Here is a 16415-nt window from a genome sequence, read left to right on the forward strand (position 1 = left end):
GGGTTCAGTGGGCCCAACGCAGTTGCGTGGGCAAAGGGGCTACAGGGTCCGGCTCGGGCGGTGTGCCCGGGACGGAAAGAACACGGTTGAGCACTTCGCTTTCCAGCGCCGCCAGGCGGTGCGAACCACGCGCACGGGGCCTGGCCAGGTCGACGTTCAGGTCCAGGCCGACTTCGCCGTCCTCGATCAGGATCACCCGGTCGGCCACCGCAACTGCCTCGCTGACGTCATGGGTGACCAACAGCACGGTGAAACCATGCTGACGCCACAGGCGTTCGATCAGTTGCTGCATCTCGATCCGGGTCAGCGCATCCAGAGCACCGAGCGGTTCATCCAACAGCAGCAGGCGCGGCTGGTGAATCAGCGCACGGGCCAAGGCCACACGTTGCTTCTGGCCACCGGACAAGGCCGCCGGCCACTCATTGGCGCGATCGGCCAGGCCGACCGCTTCCAAGGCTTGCAGCGCCTTTGGCCGCCAGTCGCCGGACAACCCCAGGCCAACGTTGTCGATCACTTTTTTCCAGGGCAGCAATCGCGCGTCCTGGAACATCAAGCGGGTTTCCTCACGGGCCTCGGCCAACGGCGCAGCACCGGCCAGCAGTTCACCGGCACTGGGCTTGTCGAGCCCGGCCAGCAAGCGCAGCAAGGTGCTCTTGCCGCAGCCGCTGCGCCCTACGATGGCGACGAACTGACCGGCCGGGATGTGCAGGTCGATCCCGCGCAGCACTTCGCGCTGACCGAACGTCTTGCGCAGGCCTTGGGATGCCAGGGGGATGCCACGCAGCAAGCGCGGCGGTTGTTCCTTGAGCACGGTCATGCGCCCTCCTTCTTCGCCGGTTGGTAGGCCGGGTGCCAGCGCAGCCAGACACGCTCCAGGCCACGGGCGGCGAGGTCGGCGAGCTTGCCGAGCACGGCATACATGACGATGGCCAGGACCACCACGTCGGTCTGCAGGAACTCACGCGCATTCATTGCCAGGTAACCGATGCCGGCGTTGGCCGAAATGGTCTCGGCGACGATCAAGGTCAGCCACATGAAGCCCAGGGCGAAACGCACACCGACCAGGATCGACGGCAGCGCACCGGGCAGGATCACCTGGCGGAACAGGCCAAAGCCTGACAGGCCGTAGCTGCGCGCCATTTCCACCAACGCCGGGTCCACATTACGAATGCCGTGGTAGGTGTTCAGGTAGATCGGGAACAGCGTGCCCAGCGCGACCAGGAAGATCTTGGCCGACTCATCGATGCCGAACCACAGGATCACCAGCGGGATCAGCGCCAGGTGCGGTACGTTGCGGATCATCTGCACCGAGCTGTCGAGCAGACGTTCGCCCCAGTTCGACAGGCCAGTGATGAAGCCCAGCAACAGACCGATGCTGCCGCCGATCAGGAAGCCGACGCCTGCGCGCCAGCCACTGATCGCCAGGTGGCTCCAGATCTCGCCGCTGCGCACCAGCTCGACGCCTGCACTGATCACCGCACTCGGCGCCGGCAGGATGCGGGTCGACAGCCAGCCTGCGCTGACTGCCAGTTGCCACACCGCCAACAGCAGCACGGGCAAGGCCCACGGCGCCAGGCGTTGCGACAGGTTGGAGGAGGTTGCACGACTCATGGCCTACGTCCTCAGCTCTGCGACACGGACTTGGGCAGGATGTCGTTGGCCACCATCTCGCCGAACGGGCTCACGTAGCCGCCGGACTTCGGCTGCTCTGGGCGCTGCACGTCCAGGTGCGGGAACAGCAGTTCAGCCACCCGGTAGGACTCTTCCAGGTGTGGATAACCAGAGAAGATGAAGGTATCGATACCCAGGTCTGCGTATTCCTTGACCCGCGCCGCAACGGTCGGGCCATCGCCCACCAGCGCAGTGCCGGCGCCACCGCGCACCAGGCCAACACCGGCCCACAGGTTGGGGCTGACTTCGAGGTTGTCGCGCTTGCCGCCGTGCAGGGCAGCCATGCGTTGCTGGCCAACCGAGTCGAAGCGCGCCAGCGAAGCCTGGGCACGGGCGATGGTGTCATCGTCCAGGTGCGAGATCAGGCGATCGGCAGCGGCCCAGGCCTCTTCGTTGGTTTCCCGCACGATCACGTGCAGACGAATACCGAAGCGTACTTCGCGGCCTTGGGCGGCGGCTTTCTCACGCACCTGGGCGATCTTTTCGGCCACGGCCGATGGCGGCTCGCCCCAGGTCAGGTACAGCTCGACCTGCTCGGCGGCCAGGTCCTGGGCTGCTTCTGACGACCCACCGAAGTACAGCGGCGGGCGCGGTTGCTGGATCGGCGGATAGAGCAGCTTGGCGCCCTTCACCTGGATGTGCTTGCCGTCGTAGTCGACGTTTTCGCCTTCGAGCACCTTGCGCCAGATGCGGGTGAATTCGACCGACGCTTCGTAGCGCTCCTGATGGTTCAGGTGCAGGCCGTCGCCCGCCAACTCGTCCGGGTCACCGCCGGTCACCAGGTTGAACAGCGCGCGGCCATTGGACAGGCGATCGAGGGTCGCGGCCTGGCGAGCGGCCACGGTCGGCGAGATGATGCCTGGGCGCAGGGCGACCAGGAATTTCAGGTTCTGCGTCACCGGGATCAGCGAGGCAGCGACCAGCCAGGAGTCCTCGCAAGAACGTCCGGTCGGGATCAGCACCCCGCCAAAGCCAAGGTGGTCGGCGGCCTGGGCGATCTGTTGCAGGTAACCGTGGTCGACCGCGCGGGCGCCGTCGGAGGTGCCCAGGTACTTGCCGTCACCGTGGGTGGGAAGGAACCAGAAAATATTAAGGCTCATTGGAGTTGTCTCCTCAAGTGGGGCTCAGCCGGAGCGACGCCCCGGCACAGGCGAATCAATCAAGGCGCGCTAGCGACCTTGGCCGGGGGTGTCCAGATCACGTCCTTGATGCTCAGCGGCTTGGGAATCAGCTTGAGCGCCTGGAAGGTGTCGGCGATCTTCTGTTGGGCGGCCACCACTTCAGGGGTCAGCGGCGCGGCACCGTAGCCTTGGCGCTTGACCGAGGTCAGGGTGATGTCGGCGGGCAGACCGAGCAGGGGTGCAACCTGGTCGGTAACTTCCTGCGGATTGGCCTGCGACCACTCGCCGACGGCGCGGACTTCTTCGATCAGGGTGTTGATCACAGCCGGGTGCTGGGTGGCGTAATTGCGGGTCGCCAGGTAGAACTGGTGGTTGTCGACCAGATCCTTGCCATCACGCAAGGTGCGCGCTTGCAGTTGCTGTTCGGCGGCGGCCTGGTACGGGTCCCAGATTACCCAGGCATCGACGCTGCCACGCTCGAACGCGGCGCGGGCATCGGCTGGCGGCAGGTACACCGGTTGGATGTCGGCGTATTTCAGGCCAGCGTCTTGCAGCGCGCGGACCAGCAGGTAATGCACGTTGGAGCCTTTGTTCAGCGCAACCTTCTTGCCCTTGAGCTCTTTTACCGACTGGATCGTCGAGCCCTTGGGCACCAGGATCGCTTCGCTGTGCGGGGCTGGCGGCTCGTAGGCCACATACAGCAGATCGGCGCCGGCGGCCTGAGCGAACACTGGCGGGGTTTCGCCGGTGACGCCGAAGTCGATCGAGCCGACGTTCAAGCCTTCGAGCAGCTGCGGGCCACCAGGAAACTCGGTCCATTGCACCTGGATGCCCTGTTCGGCCAGGCGCTTCTCAAGCGTACCCTTGGCCTTGAGCAGCACCAGGGTGCCGTATTTCTGGTAACCGATGCGCAGGCTCTGGGCCTGGGCTTGGGTGATGGCGCCGAAGGACACAGCCGCCGCAAACAGGGCGACCAGACCGCGACGCAAGAAGACTGTGCGCATGGCGCTCTCCTGTGCGAATGAGGTTCGGGTTGCACCTGCTTGCCTCGTTGACGGGCGAGTAAGGTGGAAAAACAGTGAAGCGGTTGGGCGAGTTCAGATACTCCAGCGAGCACTGATCAGGCGTTCGTTGAGCTCGCCAGGAGCCACCGGTTTCGGCCGGCGGGCCAAGGCGCTGTGAAACGTTTCCAGCGAATCGAGCAGTCGCGCTTGCAGCGCGTCGGCCAACTGCGCCGGGTTGTTGCCTTCGCCGTAGGCGATCTGGCTGTCGTCGGCGAAGATCCCTTGCAGGGTCTCCTGCGCCTTGAGTGCCGACAGCACGGGTTTGAGTGCGTAATCCACCGCCAGCATGTGGGCGATGCTGCCGCCGGTTGCAATCGGCAGGACCACCTTGTGTTCCAGCGCGCGCTCCGGCAGCAGGTCGAGCAAGGTCTTCAGGGCGCCAGCAAACGATGCCTTGTACACCGGGGTGGAAACCACCAGGCCATCGGCCTGGGCGACCAGGTCCTGGAAGTGGCGCACCTGCGGGCTGTCGAAGCGGGCATGCAGCAGGTCTTCGGCGGGGAACTCACGTACCTGGAAGGTCACCACCTCGACCCCGCGATCCTGCAGCCACTGGCGTGAACGCTCTAGCAGCACGCCGGAGCGTGAACGGGTACTTGGGCTTCCACCGACCGAAACAACCAGCATTGACGCGCTTCCTTGGATTCGTTGCCGGGGCTTTGCAGTTGTACGCCCCGCTGATGGAGTGACATTAACAGCACATCACATATATCTATAAATCATATTTTTTCATTTGTTTATTCCATTTTTAATATAAAGCGAAACCAGCGATTGCGTGGGAGAAGGCTGCGTGGAAAACGGATTGCGTGGGAGCGGGCTTGCCCCGCGATAGCTATCGCGGGGCAAGCCCGCTCCCACGCAGCCGCTCCTCCATGCAGCCCTTCTCCCATGCAGCCCTTCTCCCACGCAGCCCTTCCTCCACGTAGCCCGTCTTCCACTTAGCCCGTCTTCCAGGCCAACGCTGCCTGAGTTTCTCTCAGGCATAAAAAAGGGCCGTCGAAACGGCCCGAAGATCCCTGCTTGGCTAAGAGCAATGCAACGAGGAATAGCTTAACGATTCGGTTGTGGCGTCAGACGCAGATAGGGCTTCACGGCACGGTAGCCTTTGGGGAAGCGCTGCTTGATTTCGTCTTCGTCCTTGAGCGACGGCACGATCACCACTTCGTCGCCGTCCTGCCAGTTACCTGGGGTGGCGACCTTGTAGTTGTCGGTCAGCTGCAACGAGTCGATCACCCGCAGGATCTCATTGAAGTTGCGCCCGGTGCTGGCTGGATAGGTAATGGTCAGGCGCACTTTCTTGTTCGGATCGATCACGAACAGCGAGCGCACCGTCAGGGTGTCGTTGGCGTTGGGGTGGATCAGGTCGTACAGGTCGGAAACCTTGCGATCGGCGTCGGCGATGATCGGGAAGTTGACCACGGTGTTCTGCGTTTCGTTGATGTCATCGATCCATTTGTGGTGCGAGTCGACCGGGTCGACCGACAGGGCGATGGCCTTGACCCCACGCTGGGCGAAGTCATCCTTGAGCTTGGCGGTCAGGCCCAGCTCGGTGGTGCACACCGGGGTGAAATCGGCAGGGTGCGAGAACAGCACGCCCCAGCTATTGCCCAACCACTCGTGGAAGCGAATCTTGCCAGCGCTGGAATCCTGTTCGAAATCGGGGGCGATGTCGCCGAGTTTGAGGCTCATGGTGCGGCTCCTGTGTCTGCGTTATGGGTTCAATGTGCCTGTCTTCGCTTCAAAACAAAAAGAATAAATATCGATTTATTTATAACTAGAATGCATACGAAATCTTAGGCACAAAAAAGCCTCGCACTAGGCGAGGCTCTTTTTGTGCAACTGCGACTTACATGAAGTTGTAAGTGTAGTTGACGATCAGACGGGTCTGATCCTGATCGGCTGGCGACTCACCTTCACCACGGTAGATGCCGTGGCGCAGGCTAGCGCCCAAGCCTTTGAAGGTGCCTTCCTGGATCACGTAGTCGATACGAGCATCACGCTCCCACTCGCTGTAGGTGCCGTGGCCAGACTCATTCCGGATATCAGTACCACGCAGGTAAGCGACGGATGCCTTCAGACCTGGCACACCAACGCGTGCAAAGTCATAGCTGTACTGGCCGAACGTGGTGTTAGTACCAGCACGTGCGAACTGGTTGATCATGCTATCGGTGAACAGGTAGAAGCTTGCGCCGCCCGCACCTTCCGAAGCCGAGTTCAAACCGTCTTTACGCACGTTGCCCTGGTTCAGCCAGACGAAGCCACCGTCATCACTAACTTGCTGGTGACCCAGCATGAGGGAGTGACCGCCGAGGGTATAAGTGAACATGGCGCTCCAGGTCTTGTTATCGACCTCGCCGGGATTCTTGGCATAACCACCGTTGTTACCGAAGTTATAGCCGCCACCGTCGCCATTCTTGCCGTCGCTGCTGCTGTCGAAGTAGCGCAGATCAGTCTTGAACGACTGGTCATCGGCGATTTTGAAGACGTGAGTCGCACCCAGGAAGTGCTGCTTGTAGAAGTCTTCCAGGTTCGAGTAGTAGTACTGCAGGGTAAGGTCTGGGGTGAGCTTGTAGTCCAGGCCACCGTAGCGGAACTTGTTGCTATCGTTGTAGGCGCCAGAGCCCGAAACAGAAAGACCCGTACGGTTGCTCGAGGCACGACCCATAGCGTGGGTCAGCTGACCCGCGTTGATGGTCAGGTTGTCGATTTCTTTCGAGGTGATGGTGCCACCCTCGAAGGTCTGCGGGAGGACACGACCGTCGTTGGCAACCAGGATCGGAAGGTTCGGCGCAAGGGCACTACCGAAATGCGCTTCAGTCTTCGAGAAGCGAGCCTTGGCGTTGGCACCGAAACGAGCCCACTGGTTTACCGAAGAGCCGTTGCTAGCGTCAGGCATGAAACCGCTTTTGTGGTAACCACGGCCACCGTCCAGGTGGATACCCCACACCGCTTGAGCATCAACACCAAAGCCTACAGTGCCTTCAGTGAAGCCCGAAATGTAGTCAAGCTTGAAGCCTTGACCAGTCTCGCGCTGATCCGGACGCTTGAAGTTAGTAGAGCTGCTAGCGTGAGCTTCACGGTTATCGTTGTCGTAGTACATGGTGCGCGAGCTCAGGGACAGCTTGCTGTCCTCAACGAAACCAGCAGCGCCTGCTTGTTGGGCGAGAACCCCCAGTGCCACGGCCAGAGCCAGGCTGGACTTGTACATGTTTTGCTCCTCTACGTTCTAATTTTTGTGTATCTCAGGCGGCGGGATCTGCTGCCCCGCTCTGCCGTGGATGGGCGATTTAGTCCCAAAGTGTGACCGTGAAGTCAATCATTTCTAATCGTTTCACGACTTTGGTCTAAGACGCCACCTGCGCTACAGGATAATGACAATCCTATAAATCCAAAATGACTGTTTTATGAATCTGTAAGACTTTTGCGGAATATCCTAGGAACCTTTACTACCAAAAGTTGTATCGGCGACCCCGTATAGAGCTTTAGGTTATTTGCAAACGTTTGCTCATAACCTTATTCCACAACGATCTGTAGGGCCGCGAAAGGCTAGCAGGCGATTCTGATTTTTCCAGGCAAGAAGGTTGTCAGTGCGGGCCTCATCGCGGGGCAAGCCCGCTCCCACGCAGAGCCCGAAACCGTGAGGACGACCCAGATTGCGTGGGAGCGGGCTTGCCCCGCGATGAGGCCCGCAGGCTTAAAGCATTTGGCTCCTAAGCTAATGCTAAAAAGTTATTTATTTACGATTTCTTAGATCATCTAGTCTTCTCGCCATAATCATCCCGATTGCCTGACGAGGAGTTCAACCATGATCCCGCACACTCCGCTGCGCCTGTTCGCCGCCCTGACCCTCGCCAGCACCAGCTGGTTCGCCCAGGCAGCCGACCTGACCGTCGCTTACCAGACCACCGTCGACCCAGCCAAGGTGGCCCAGGTCGATGGCGACTATGAAAAAGCCAGCAAGGCCAGCATCGACTGGCGCAAGTTCGACAACGGCGCCGACGTGATCACCGCCGTCGCCTCGGGCGATGTGCAAATCGGCTACCTCGGTTCCAGCCCACTGGCTGCTGCCGCCACCCGCAAGCTGCCAGTGGAAACCTTTCTGATCGCTACCCAGATCGGCGCCGGTGAAGCGCTGGTCGCCCGCGACAGCATCAAGACCCCGCAAGACCTGATCGGCAAGAAAGTCGCGGTGCCGTTCGTCTCCACCGGCCATTACAGCCTGCTTGCCGCACTGAAGGCGTGGAACATCGACCCCTCCAAAGTGCAGATCCTCAACCTCGCGCCACCGGCAATCATCGCGGCCTGGAAGCGCGGCGACATCGATGCCACCTACGTGTGGGACCCAGCACTGGGCGTGGCCAAGGAAAACGGCAAGGTACTGATCACCTCCGGTGAACTGGCGCACAAAGGCGCACCGACTTTCGACGCCTGGATCGTGCGCAAGGACTTCGCCGACAAGCATCCAGAGGTGGTCAAGGCCTTCGCCAAAGTGACCCTCGACGCCTACGCCGACTACCGCAAAGACCCCAAAGCCTGGCTGGCCAACCCTGACAACGTGGCCAAGCTGGCCAAGCTCTCGGGCGCCAAGTCCACGGACATCCCGGTCCTGCTGGAAGGCAACGTCTATCCGCTGGCCGCCGACCAGGCCAATGCCCTCGGTGCTCCGACCACCCAGGCGCTGACCGACACCGCCACCTTCCTCAAGCAACAAGGCAAGGTCGATGCGGTACTGCCGGACTATTCGCCCTACGTCAGCGCCAAATACCTCCCCAACTGATCCGGAGCCTGTCATGGCCTTGCTTGAACTGGAGCGCATCAGCGCACAGTACCCCGGCGCCGCCACCCCGGTGCTGGCCGACATCAACCTGAGCCTGGGTCCACGCCAGCTGCTGGTGGCCCTGGGGCCATCGGGCAGCGGCAAGACCTCGCTGCTCAACCTGATCGCCGGCTTCGTCGCCCCCAGCGGCGGACGCATCACCCTTGACGGCGTGCCGGTGCAAGGCCCCGGCGCCGAACGTGGGGTGGTGTTCCAGGACGACGCCCTGCTGCCTTGGCAGGATGTGCTCGGCAACGTTGCCTTTGGCCTGGAACTGGCCGGCGTAGCGCGCGCCGAGCGCGAGGCGAAAGCCCGCGAAATGCTCGCGCTGGTCGACCTGGCAGACTTTGCCGAACGGCGTATCTGGCAGCTTTCCGGTGGTCAGAAACAGCGCGTGGGCCTGGCCCGGGCACTGGCGGCCAACCCCCGCGTGCTGCTGATGGACGAGCCGTTTGGCGCACTCGACGCCTTTACCCGCGAACAGATGCAAGAGCTGTTGTTGCAGGTCTGGCAGCGCACTGCCAAGCCAGTGTTCCTGATCACCCACGATATTGAAGAAGCGGTTTTCCTCGCCAGCGAACTGGTGTTGCTGGCGCCCAATCCCGGTCGCGTGGTCGAGCGCCTGCAACTGGACTTCGGCCAGCGCTACGCCGCCGGTGAATCGGCGCGGGCGATCAAGTCCGATCCGCGCTTCATCGAAACCCGCGAGCACGTGCTGGCGCGGGTGTTCTCGCAACGCGAATCCACCCGCCGGGAGGCGTCCCTATGAGCAGCCTTGAATTGCCCGTCGCCGGCAAACCCACCCGCCAGAGCAAGTCCGTGATCAAGCTGCGCCGATCACTGCCGACCCGCTGGATCAGTGCCCTGACCCTGACCGCGCTGCTCGTACTGTGGTGGCTGGTGACCGCCGCGGGCTGGGTCGAGCCGTTGTTCCTGCCGTCACCTGCCTACATCCTGGCCAAGGCCTGGGTGCTGCTGACCCAGGGCTACATGGACGCCAGCCTGTGGCAGCACCTGGGCGCGAGCCTGGGGCGGATCGGCCTGGCACTGGCGGCGGCGACCCTGACCGCGATCCCGGTGGGCATCGCCATCGGCTACAACCGCATCGCCCGCGGCATTCTCGATCCGCTGATCGAGTTCTACCGGCCGATCCCACCGCTGGCCTACCTGCCGCTGATCGTGATCTGGTGCGGCATTGGCGAGTTGTCCAAGGTGCTGCTGATCTACCTGGCGATCTTCGCCCCGATCGCCATCGCCACCGCTACCGGGGTGCGCACCGTCGACCCGGCCAAACTGCGCGCCGCGCAGTCGTTGGGCGCGAGCAAAGCGCAGCTGATCCGCCATGTGATCCTGCCCAGCGCCCTGCCCGACATCCTCACCGGTATCCGTATCGGCCTGGGCGTCGGCTGGTCGACCCTGGTCGCCGCCGAGCTGATCGCCGCCACCAGTGGCTTGGGCTTCATGGTGCAGTCGGCGTCGCAGTTCCTCGTCACCGACGTGGTGGTGCTGGGCATATTGTTGATTGCCCTGATCGCCTTCGCCCTGGAGATGGGCCTGCGCGCCCTGCAACGCAAGCTGGTGCCCTGGCACGGACAAAGCTACTGATGCTGACTGACCACGCCGGCAGCCCGGCGCACGCTTACCAGAAGAGACCGACATGAGCCTGACCATCACCCCTCTCAGCCCGGCGCTCGGCGCCCAGATCAGCGGCGTGGACATCAGCCGCGAGATTACCCAAGAGCAGCGCGACGCTATCGAACAAGCGCTGCTCAAGCATCAGGTGCTGTTCTTCCGCGACCAGCCACTGAACCCGGCCCAGCAGGCCAACTTTGCGGCGCGCTTTGGTGATCTGCATATTCATCCGATCTACCCCAACGTGCCGGATACCCCGCAGGTGCTGATCCTCGACACGGCAGTCACCGATGTGCGTGACAACGCCGTGTGGCACACCGACGTGACCTTCCTGCCGACCCCGGCGCTGGGCGCGGTACTCAGTGCCAAGCAGTTGCCGGCTTACGGTGGCGACACGCTGTGGGCCAGTGGCATTGCGGCGTTCGAAGCGCTGTCGGCGCCGCTGCGCACAATGCTTGAAGGGCTGACGGCGACCCATGACTTCACCAAGTCGTTCCCGCTGGAGCGCTTCGGCACCACGGCGCAAGACCTCGAACGCTGGGAAGCGACCCGGCGTAACAATCCGCCGCTGTCGCACCCGGTGGTGCGCACGCATCCGGTGAGTGGACGCAAGGCGCTGTTCGTCAATGAGGGGTTCACTACGCGGATCAACGAGCTGAGCGAGCAAGAGAGCGAGGCGCTGCTCAAGCTACTGTTCGCCCATGCGACGCGGCCGGAGTTCAGTATTCGCTGGCGCTGGCAGGAGAACGACGTGGCGTTTTGGGATAACCGCGTGACCCAGCATTACGCGGTGGATGACTACCGGCCGCAGCGGCGGGTGATGCATCGGGCGACCATCCTTGGGGATGCGCCGTTCTAGGTCCGGATGGCAGGGAGATACGAGCAATACGGTGTAGCGTGAGAGCTGGGAACGTGGGGCTGGGAGCGTGGGAGCGGGAGCGTGAGCGTGAGCGTGGGAGCGGGCTTGCCCCGCGATAGCGCGCGTGAACTCACCATCGCTATCGCGGGGCAAGCCCGCTCCCACGCTTCTAGCTTCTAGCTTCTAGCGGCTAGCTCCTCCCATCCTGCTCGATCCTCCGCTCGCAGCTACCTGACCAAGTGCAAGAACTGCATATGCCGCTCGTACTGGTCGAGGATGTCGTTGATGATCTGCTCCTTGCTGTAGCCCACCAGGTCATAGTTCTGGCTACCTTCGGCCAGATGCACCTCGGCCCGGTAGTAACGACGGTTCTTCAAGTCCTGGGCACCCAACCCACCCAGCGCGAAGGACGGGGTGAAATACCCACGCATCTGCACCTGGTAGATAAACGGCTGTTCCTCGCCATGGCCGATCTTCAAGCTGACGTTGTCATGGCTCGGGTCATCCTGGGTAATCAGCACCAGGCCCTTCTGCTCGAACACCTCGCGCACCTCGGCAATCGCCGGACGCACGACATCGTCCATGAACCGGTACACCTCATCGCGTGAAGGGAAATGCACCGCCTGGCTCAAGCGTTGCCGCCAGCCACCCCGGCCGCGGCGCGACTGGGCGAACGGCGCCAGCGAGTGCATCTGCGCGATCTGCCGTTGCGACTCCAGGTAGAACGCCTTGTGCAGCCCCCACATCATGCACAGCAAGATCAGCGAGAACGGCAACGAGGTCAGTACCACGGCAGATTTGAGCGAATCGATACTGCCGGCGAACAACAAGCTGCTGGTGATCAGCGCAGTCATCGCGCCCCAGAAGATCCGCAGCCAGTTCGGGCCATCTTCGTCGGCGTTGCCATCCTTGGCCGACAGGGTCGAAAGCACCACCGTGCCGGAATCTGCCGAGGTGACGAAGAACACGAAGCTGATGAACACCGTCACGGCGATCACCGTCTTGCTCCAAGGGTAGGTTTCCAGCAGCAAGTACAGGCTCATCGACGGGTTATCCAACGCCGACTGGCCGAGCGCGGTCATGCCGTGGTTGATCACCTGGTCCAGGGCGCTGTTGCCGAAGATCGACATCCACGCCAGGGTGAAGCCCAGCGGAATCAGCAGCACGCCGAAGACGAACTCGCGGATGGTCCGGCCACGCGAGATCCGCGCGATGAACAAGCCCACGAACGGCGCCCAGGCAATCCACCAAGCCCAGTAGAAGACTGTCCAGCCACCCAGCCAGTCGCGGTTCTCGCCGTAGGCATAAACGTCGAAGCTCTTGCGCGGCAAGGCGCCGAGGTAGTCGCCCAGGTTCTGGATCAAGGTATTGAACAGGTGCTGGGTGGGCCCTGCGAACAGCACGAACAACAGCAGCGCACAGGCCAGGAACAGGTTGATGTCGGACATCACCCGCACACCCTTCTCCACCCCGGCGACCGCCACGGCCACCGCCGCGCCCATCATCAAGGTGATGAGGATGACCTGCACCCACTGGCTATGATCGATGCCGAACAGGTAATCCAGGCCAGCATTGAGGTGCAGCACACCAAAGCCCATGTCGGCGCCCAGGCCAAACACCGTGGCGATGATGCCAAAGCCGTCCACTGCGTAACCGATCGGGCCGTTGATGCGTTTGCCAATCAACGGATACAGCGCCGAGCGCAACGCCAGCGGCAGGTTATGGCGATAGGCAAAGTACGCCAGCGCCATGCCGACGAAGGCGAACACGCCCCAGCCATGCAGGCCCCAATGCAGGAACAGCACCTGCATCGCCTGCCGCCCAGCCTCGGCGGTACCGCCTTCGCCTTGCGGCGGTTGGAGCATGTGGGTCAGGGGTTCGGAGACGCAGAAGAAGAACAAGGTGATGCTGATGCCTGCGGCGAACAGCATGCCGGCCCACGACAGGTAACTGAACTCGGGTTCGTCGTGGTCGGCACCGAGCTTGATCTTGCCGTAGCCAGACAAGGCGGTGACCACCACGAAGACCAGGTACAGGGTCATCGCCAGCATGTAGTACCAGCCGACCGTATTGGCCGCCCAGTTCTGTGCCGCGAGCAGCCAATCGCCTGCCGCTTGAGGGTTGGCAATGACCACCAGGCCGAAGATCAGGATGAAACTTGCCGCGAAATAGAACACCGGAGGGTTCATGCGGATATTGCTGGAAGAGGTGGAAGGTGCACTCATTGCGCAGGCACCTCCACGCGGGGCGTGAGGTAGAAATTGAACGGGTTCAGCAAAGGCTATTCCTCCTGTTGAACACCGGCAGCGACCAGCGTTTTACTTTGAACAAGCGTTCAAGTTAAACATGGATCGGTATTCATTGCGACCCGCAACACCCGCCCGCAGGAGCGGGCTTGCCCCGCGATAGCGGCGATGCATTCACCCTCGCTGTCGCAGATCAAGCCCTCTCCCACGCTCTATCTCGGCACTATCGATTACTACTTGCCCTCACAATCAAGCTGCAGATTCGCCTGGGTGATATTGCTCTGAGCCGGCACGCTGCGGGTCAGCCAGACGTTGCCGCCAATGGTCGAGCCCTTGCCGATGGTGATACGCCCGAGAATAGTCGCCCCGGCATAGATCACCACATCGTCCTCGACAATCGGGTGGCGTGGATGGCCCTTGTGCAGCGTTCCCGACTCATCCGCCGGGAAGCGCTTGGCGCCCAAGGTCACCGCCTGATAAATGCGCACCCGCTCGCCGATGATCGCCGTCTCACCGATCACCACACCCGTGCCGTGGTCGATGAAGAAGCTCGGGCCAATCTGCGCGCCTGGGTGAATATCGATACCCGTGGCCGAATGCGCCAGCTCCGAACTGATCCGCGCCAGCAGCGGCAGGCCAGCCTGGTACAAATGATGAGCCAAGCGATGGTGGATGATCGCCAGGATACCGGGGTAGCACAGCAGTACTTCGTCGACGCTGCGCGCTGCCGGGTCGCCGTGGTAGGCAGCCAGCACATCGGTATCGAGCAGCACCCGCAAGGCCGGCAGCGCGGCGGCGAAGTCCTGGATCAAGCGCAGGGCATGGGCATCGACGTCGCTCAGGTCGGTCTTGCCCTGGCGCGTGGCGTACCGCAGTTCCAGCCGGGCCTGGGTCAATAGCGAGGTCAGCGCTGCGTCGAGGGTGTGGCCGACGTAGAAGTCCTCGCTCTCTTCGCGCAAGTCCACCGGACCCAAGCGCATGGGGAACAGTGCGCCACACAGCTGCTCGAGGATCTGCCTAACCGCTTCACGCGACGGCAACTCACGGCCGCCCTGCTCGCCGCTGCTGCGGCCATTGCGGGTTCGCCACTGCTCGCGCGCGCCGCGCAAGCCGCTGACGATGCTGTGCAGTTGCCAATGCCCTGGGGATGGTTTTTCGCTCACGGTGGTCTCCTGGCTGGCGGGATTTTTCTGAAAAAGTACAAGGTATGTGGACAGGCGGAGCGGGTTTGGCCTTTGATCGTGTTGGGGAATTCGAAATCGCCATCGCGGGGCAAGCCCGCTCCCACGTTGCGCTCCCACGTTAAGCTGGCGGCGCCTGTGATCACTCTACGGCAAATAACCCTCTTGGAAAAAACAACGCTTTATTCCATCCTGCGCTAAGTCGGGCATAAGCAGCACTGACGGACTACCCTCAGAGCTGCCTGATCACTGACAAAAATTATCAATGGGAATAACAAAATAAGTTTTTATTATTTCCAGGCCTATACAGCCCACCCCTATAGTCGCCACCCACCACTTCCACAACAAGCGCGGGGCTCTGACATGTCGAAATTCGCCAAACCGCTACTCAACGCCAGCCTGGCCATCCTGCTGGGCACCGGTCTGCTCAGCCAGGCCTTCGCCGGTGAGCAGCTCAAGACCATCAAGGACAAAGGCGTGCTCAGCGTCGGCCTCGAAGGCACCTACCCGCCCTTCAGCTTCCAGGACGAAAACGGCAAGCTGGCCGGCTTTGAAGTCGAGCTGTCCGAGCTGCTGGCCAAGGAGCTGGGGGTCAAGGCCAAGATCCAGCCGACCAAGTGGGATGGCATCCTCGCTGCCCTCGAGTCCAAACGTTTGGACGTGGTGATCAACCAGGTGACCATCTCCGAAGAGCGCAAGAAGAAGTACGACTTCTCCGAGCCCTACACCGTGTCCGGCATCCAGGCGCTGATCCTGAAGAAGAAGGCCGCAGACCTGAAAATCGAGAGCGCCCAAGACCTGGCCGGCAAGAAGGTCGGCGTAGGCCTGGGCACCAACTACGAGCAATGGGTCAAGCAAGACGTGCCCAAAGCCGAAGTGCGCACCTACGAAGACGATCCAACCAAGTTCGCCGACCTGCGCAATGGTCGTATCGATGCGATCCTGGTCGACCGCCTTGCCGCCCTGGAATACGCCCAGAAAGCCAAGGACACCGCGCTGGCGGGTGAGGCGTTCTCGCGCCTGGAGTCGGGCGTGGCCCTGCGCAAAGGCGAGCCGGAACTGCTCGACGCGATCAACAAGGCGCTGGACAAACTCAAGGCCGACGGCACCCTGGCCAAGCTGTCCGAGAAGTACTTTGGCGCTGACGTGACTAAATGATTGAAGAAAGCCTGCAACTGGTAGCCGATTCAGCGCCCTTCCTGCTCAAGGGCGCAGGCTACACCGTGCTGCTCAGCGTTGGTGGCATGTTCTTCGGCCTGGTCCTGGGCTTTGCCCTGGCCCTGATGCGTTTGTCGAAGATCTTGCCGCTGAACTGGCTGGCGCGCATCTACGTATCGTTCTTCCGTGGCACACCGCTGTTGGTGCAGCTGTTCGTGATCTACTTCGGCTTGCCACAGATCGGCATCGAGCTCGATCCGATCCCGGCTTCGCTGATTGGCCTGTCGCTGAACATGGCGGCGTATATCTGCGAAATCCTCCGTGCGGCGATCTCCTCGATCGACCGTGGCCAGTGGGAAGCCTGCGCCAGCATCGGCATGACCCGCACCCAGGCGATGCGCCGGGCGATCCTGCCGCAAGCCATGCGCACCGCCCTGCCGCCGCTGGGCAACAGCTTCATTTCGCTGGTCAAGGACACCGCCCTGGCGGCGACCATCCAGGTCCCCGAGCTGTTCCGCCAAGCGCAGTTGATCACCGCGCGCACGTTCGAAGTGTTCACCATGTACCTGGCCGTGGCAGTGGTCTACTGGATACTCTGCACGATCCTTGCGCACTTCCAGAACCGCATGGAAGCGCGGGTCAACCAGCATGACCAGGAGCACTGAAG

Annotated in this window: 15 protein-coding genes; 6 read left to right on the forward strand and 9 right to left on the reverse strand. The window is 62.0% G+C overall.

All coding sequences use genetic code 11. The features are described from left to right. Nucleotides 1-4 precede the first annotated feature (4 nt). The 7 genes from ssuB to HU737_RS21425 form a co-directional block, all read right to left on the reverse strand. Complete coding sequence (ssuB, locus tag HU737_RS21395; RefSeq protein ID WP_186552872.1) at nt 5-817, reverse strand: aliphatic sulfonates ABC transporter ATP-binding protein; 813 nt, start codon at nt 815-817, stop codon at nt 5-7. Continuing rightward, entirely contained in the window at nt 814-1611 is a 798-nt protein-coding gene (gene ssuC, locus HU737_RS21400) for an aliphatic sulfonate ABC transporter permease SsuC (protein WP_186552873.1), read from the reverse strand. Before ssuC ends, ssuB begins: the two co-directional genes overlap by 4 nt. 11 nt (nt 1612-1622) lie before the next feature. Beyond that, nucleotides 1623-2771, reverse strand: a complete 1149-nt coding sequence (gene ssuD / locus HU737_RS21405; RefSeq protein ID WP_186552874.1) for an FMNH2-dependent alkanesulfonate monooxygenase — start codon at nt 2769-2771, stop codon at nt 1623-1625. 59 nt (nt 2772-2830) lie between these two features. Next, complete coding sequence (locus HU737_RS21410; RefSeq protein WP_186552875.1) at nt 2831-3796, reverse strand: sulfonate ABC transporter substrate-binding protein; 966 nt, start codon at nt 3794-3796, stop codon at nt 2831-2833. Between the two features lie 93 nt (nt 3797-3889). Further along, nucleotides 3890-4483, reverse strand: a complete 594-nt coding sequence (gene ssuE / locus HU737_RS21415; RefSeq protein ID WP_186552876.1) for an NADPH-dependent FMN reductase — start codon at nt 4481-4483, stop codon at nt 3890-3892. 423 nt (nt 4484-4906) lie between these two features. Further along, nucleotides 4907-5545, reverse strand: coding sequence for a peroxiredoxin (locus HU737_RS21420; protein WP_186552877.1), 639 nt, complete (start codon nt 5543-5545; stop codon nt 4907-4909). Nucleotides 5546-5702: 157 nt separating this feature from the next. Continuing rightward, nucleotides 5703-7064, reverse strand: a complete 1362-nt coding sequence (locus HU737_RS21425) for an OprD family porin (RefSeq protein ID WP_186552878.1) — start codon at nt 7062-7064, stop codon at nt 5703-5705. A 597-nt stretch (nt 7065-7661) separates the two neighbouring features. On the opposite strand from HU737_RS21425, the gene tauA reads away from it, so the two are divergent. The 4 genes from tauA to tauD are packed head-to-tail and all read left to right on the forward strand — an operon-like array spanning nt 7662 to nt 11163. After that, a complete protein-coding gene (gene tauA, locus HU737_RS21430) occupies nt 7662-8633 on the forward strand; it encodes a taurine ABC transporter substrate-binding protein (RefSeq protein ID WP_186552879.1) in 972 nt (323 codons plus the stop codon). A gap of 13 nt (nt 8634-8646) precedes the next feature. Continuing rightward, the gene (gene tauB, locus HU737_RS21435; protein ID WP_186552881.1) at nt 8647-9441 is read left to right on the forward strand and encodes a taurine ABC transporter ATP-binding subunit; all 795 of its coding nucleotides are present in this window, start codon (nt 8647-8649) and stop codon (nt 9439-9441) included. After that, a complete protein-coding gene (gene tauC / locus HU737_RS21440) occupies nt 9438-10277 on the forward strand; it encodes a taurine ABC transporter permease TauC (RefSeq protein WP_186552882.1) in 840 nt (279 codons plus the stop codon). The genes tauB and tauC overlap by 4 nt, the downstream gene beginning before the upstream one ends. Nucleotides 10278-10329: 52 nt before the next feature. Next, nucleotides 10330-11163, forward strand: coding sequence for a taurine dioxygenase (gene tauD / locus HU737_RS21445; RefSeq protein WP_186552885.1), 834 nt, complete (start codon nt 10330-10332; stop codon nt 11161-11163). A 227-nt stretch (nt 11164-11390) separates the two neighbouring features. On the opposite strand, the gene betT is transcribed toward tauD, so the two are convergent. Both betT and epsC read right to left on the reverse strand, forming a co-directional pair. Continuing rightward, nucleotides 11391-13388, reverse strand: a complete 1998-nt coding sequence (gene betT, locus HU737_RS21450; RefSeq protein WP_186552889.1) for a choline transporter BetT — start codon at nt 13386-13388, stop codon at nt 11391-11393. 254 nt (nt 13389-13642) lie between these two features. Further along, on the reverse strand, nt 13643-14572 hold the full coding sequence (epsC, locus tag HU737_RS21455; RefSeq protein ID WP_186552890.1) for a serine O-acetyltransferase EpsC: 930 nt from the start codon (nt 14570-14572) through the stop codon (nt 13643-13645). A gap of 381 nt (nt 14573-14953) precedes the next feature. Here epsC and tcyJ point away from each other — a divergent pair, with 381 nt between their 5' ends. Both tcyJ and tcyL read left to right on the forward strand, forming a co-directional pair. Continuing rightward, nucleotides 14954-15748, forward strand: a complete 795-nt coding sequence (gene tcyJ, locus HU737_RS21460) for a cystine ABC transporter substrate-binding protein (RefSeq protein WP_186552891.1) — start codon at nt 14954-14956, stop codon at nt 15746-15748. Next, on the forward strand, nt 15745-16413 hold the full coding sequence (gene tcyL, locus HU737_RS21465) for a cystine ABC transporter permease (protein ID WP_186552892.1): 669 nt from the start codon (nt 15745-15747) through the stop codon (nt 16411-16413). Before tcyJ ends, tcyL begins: the two co-directional genes overlap by 4 nt. Nucleotides 16414-16415: the final 2 nt, after the last annotated feature.

This window comes from Pseudomonas urmiensis, assembly GCF_014268815.2.
In the GTDB taxonomy this organism is placed as follows: Bacteria; Pseudomonadota; Gammaproteobacteria; order Pseudomonadales; family Pseudomonadaceae; genus Aquipseudomonas; species Aquipseudomonas urmiensis.

Coding starts and splice junctions, on each gene's coding strand:
- ssuB (WP_186552872.1), bottom strand. CDS start 817: ATGACCGTGCTCAAGGAACAACCGCCGCGCTTGCTGCGTGGCATCCCC.
- ssuC (WP_186552873.1), bottom strand. CDS start 1,611: ATGAGTCGTGCAACCTCCTCCAACCTGTCGCAACGCCTGGCGCCGTGG.
- ssuD (WP_186552874.1), bottom strand. CDS start 2,771: ATGAGCCTTAATATTTTCTGGTTCCTTCCCACCCACGGTGACGGCAAG.
- HU737_RS21410 (WP_186552875.1), bottom strand. CDS start 3,796: ATGCGCACAGTCTTCTTGCGTCGCGGTCTGGTCGCCCTGTTTGCGGCG.
- ssuE (WP_186552876.1), bottom strand. CDS start 4,483: ATGCTGGTTGTTTCGGTCGGTGGAAGCCCAAGTACCCGTTCACGCTCC.
- HU737_RS21420 (WP_186552877.1), bottom strand. CDS start 5,545: ATGAGCCTCAAACTCGGCGACATCGCCCCCGATTTCGAACAGGATTCC.
- HU737_RS21425 (WP_186552878.1), bottom strand. CDS start 7,064: ATGTACAAGTCCAGCCTGGCTCTGGCCGTGGCACTGGGGGTTCTCGCC.
- tauA (WP_186552879.1), top strand. CDS start 7,662: ATGATCCCGCACACTCCGCTGCGCCTGTTCGCCGCCCTGACCCTCGCC.
- tauB (WP_186552881.1), top strand. CDS start 8,647: ATGGCCTTGCTTGAACTGGAGCGCATCAGCGCACAGTACCCCGGCGCC.
- tauC (WP_186552882.1), top strand. CDS start 9,438: ATGAGCAGCCTTGAATTGCCCGTCGCCGGCAAACCCACCCGCCAGAGC.
- tauD (WP_186552885.1), top strand. CDS start 10,330: ATGAGCCTGACCATCACCCCTCTCAGCCCGGCGCTCGGCGCCCAGATC.
- betT (WP_186552889.1), bottom strand. CDS start 13,388: ATGAGTGCACCTTCCACCTCTTCCAGCAATATCCGCATGAACCCTCCG.
- tcyJ (WP_186552891.1), top strand. CDS start 14,954: ATGTCGAAATTCGCCAAACCGCTACTCAACGCCAGCCTGGCCATCCTG.
- tcyL (WP_186552892.1), top strand. CDS start 15,745: ATGATTGAAGAAAGCCTGCAACTGGTAGCCGATTCAGCGCCCTTCCTG.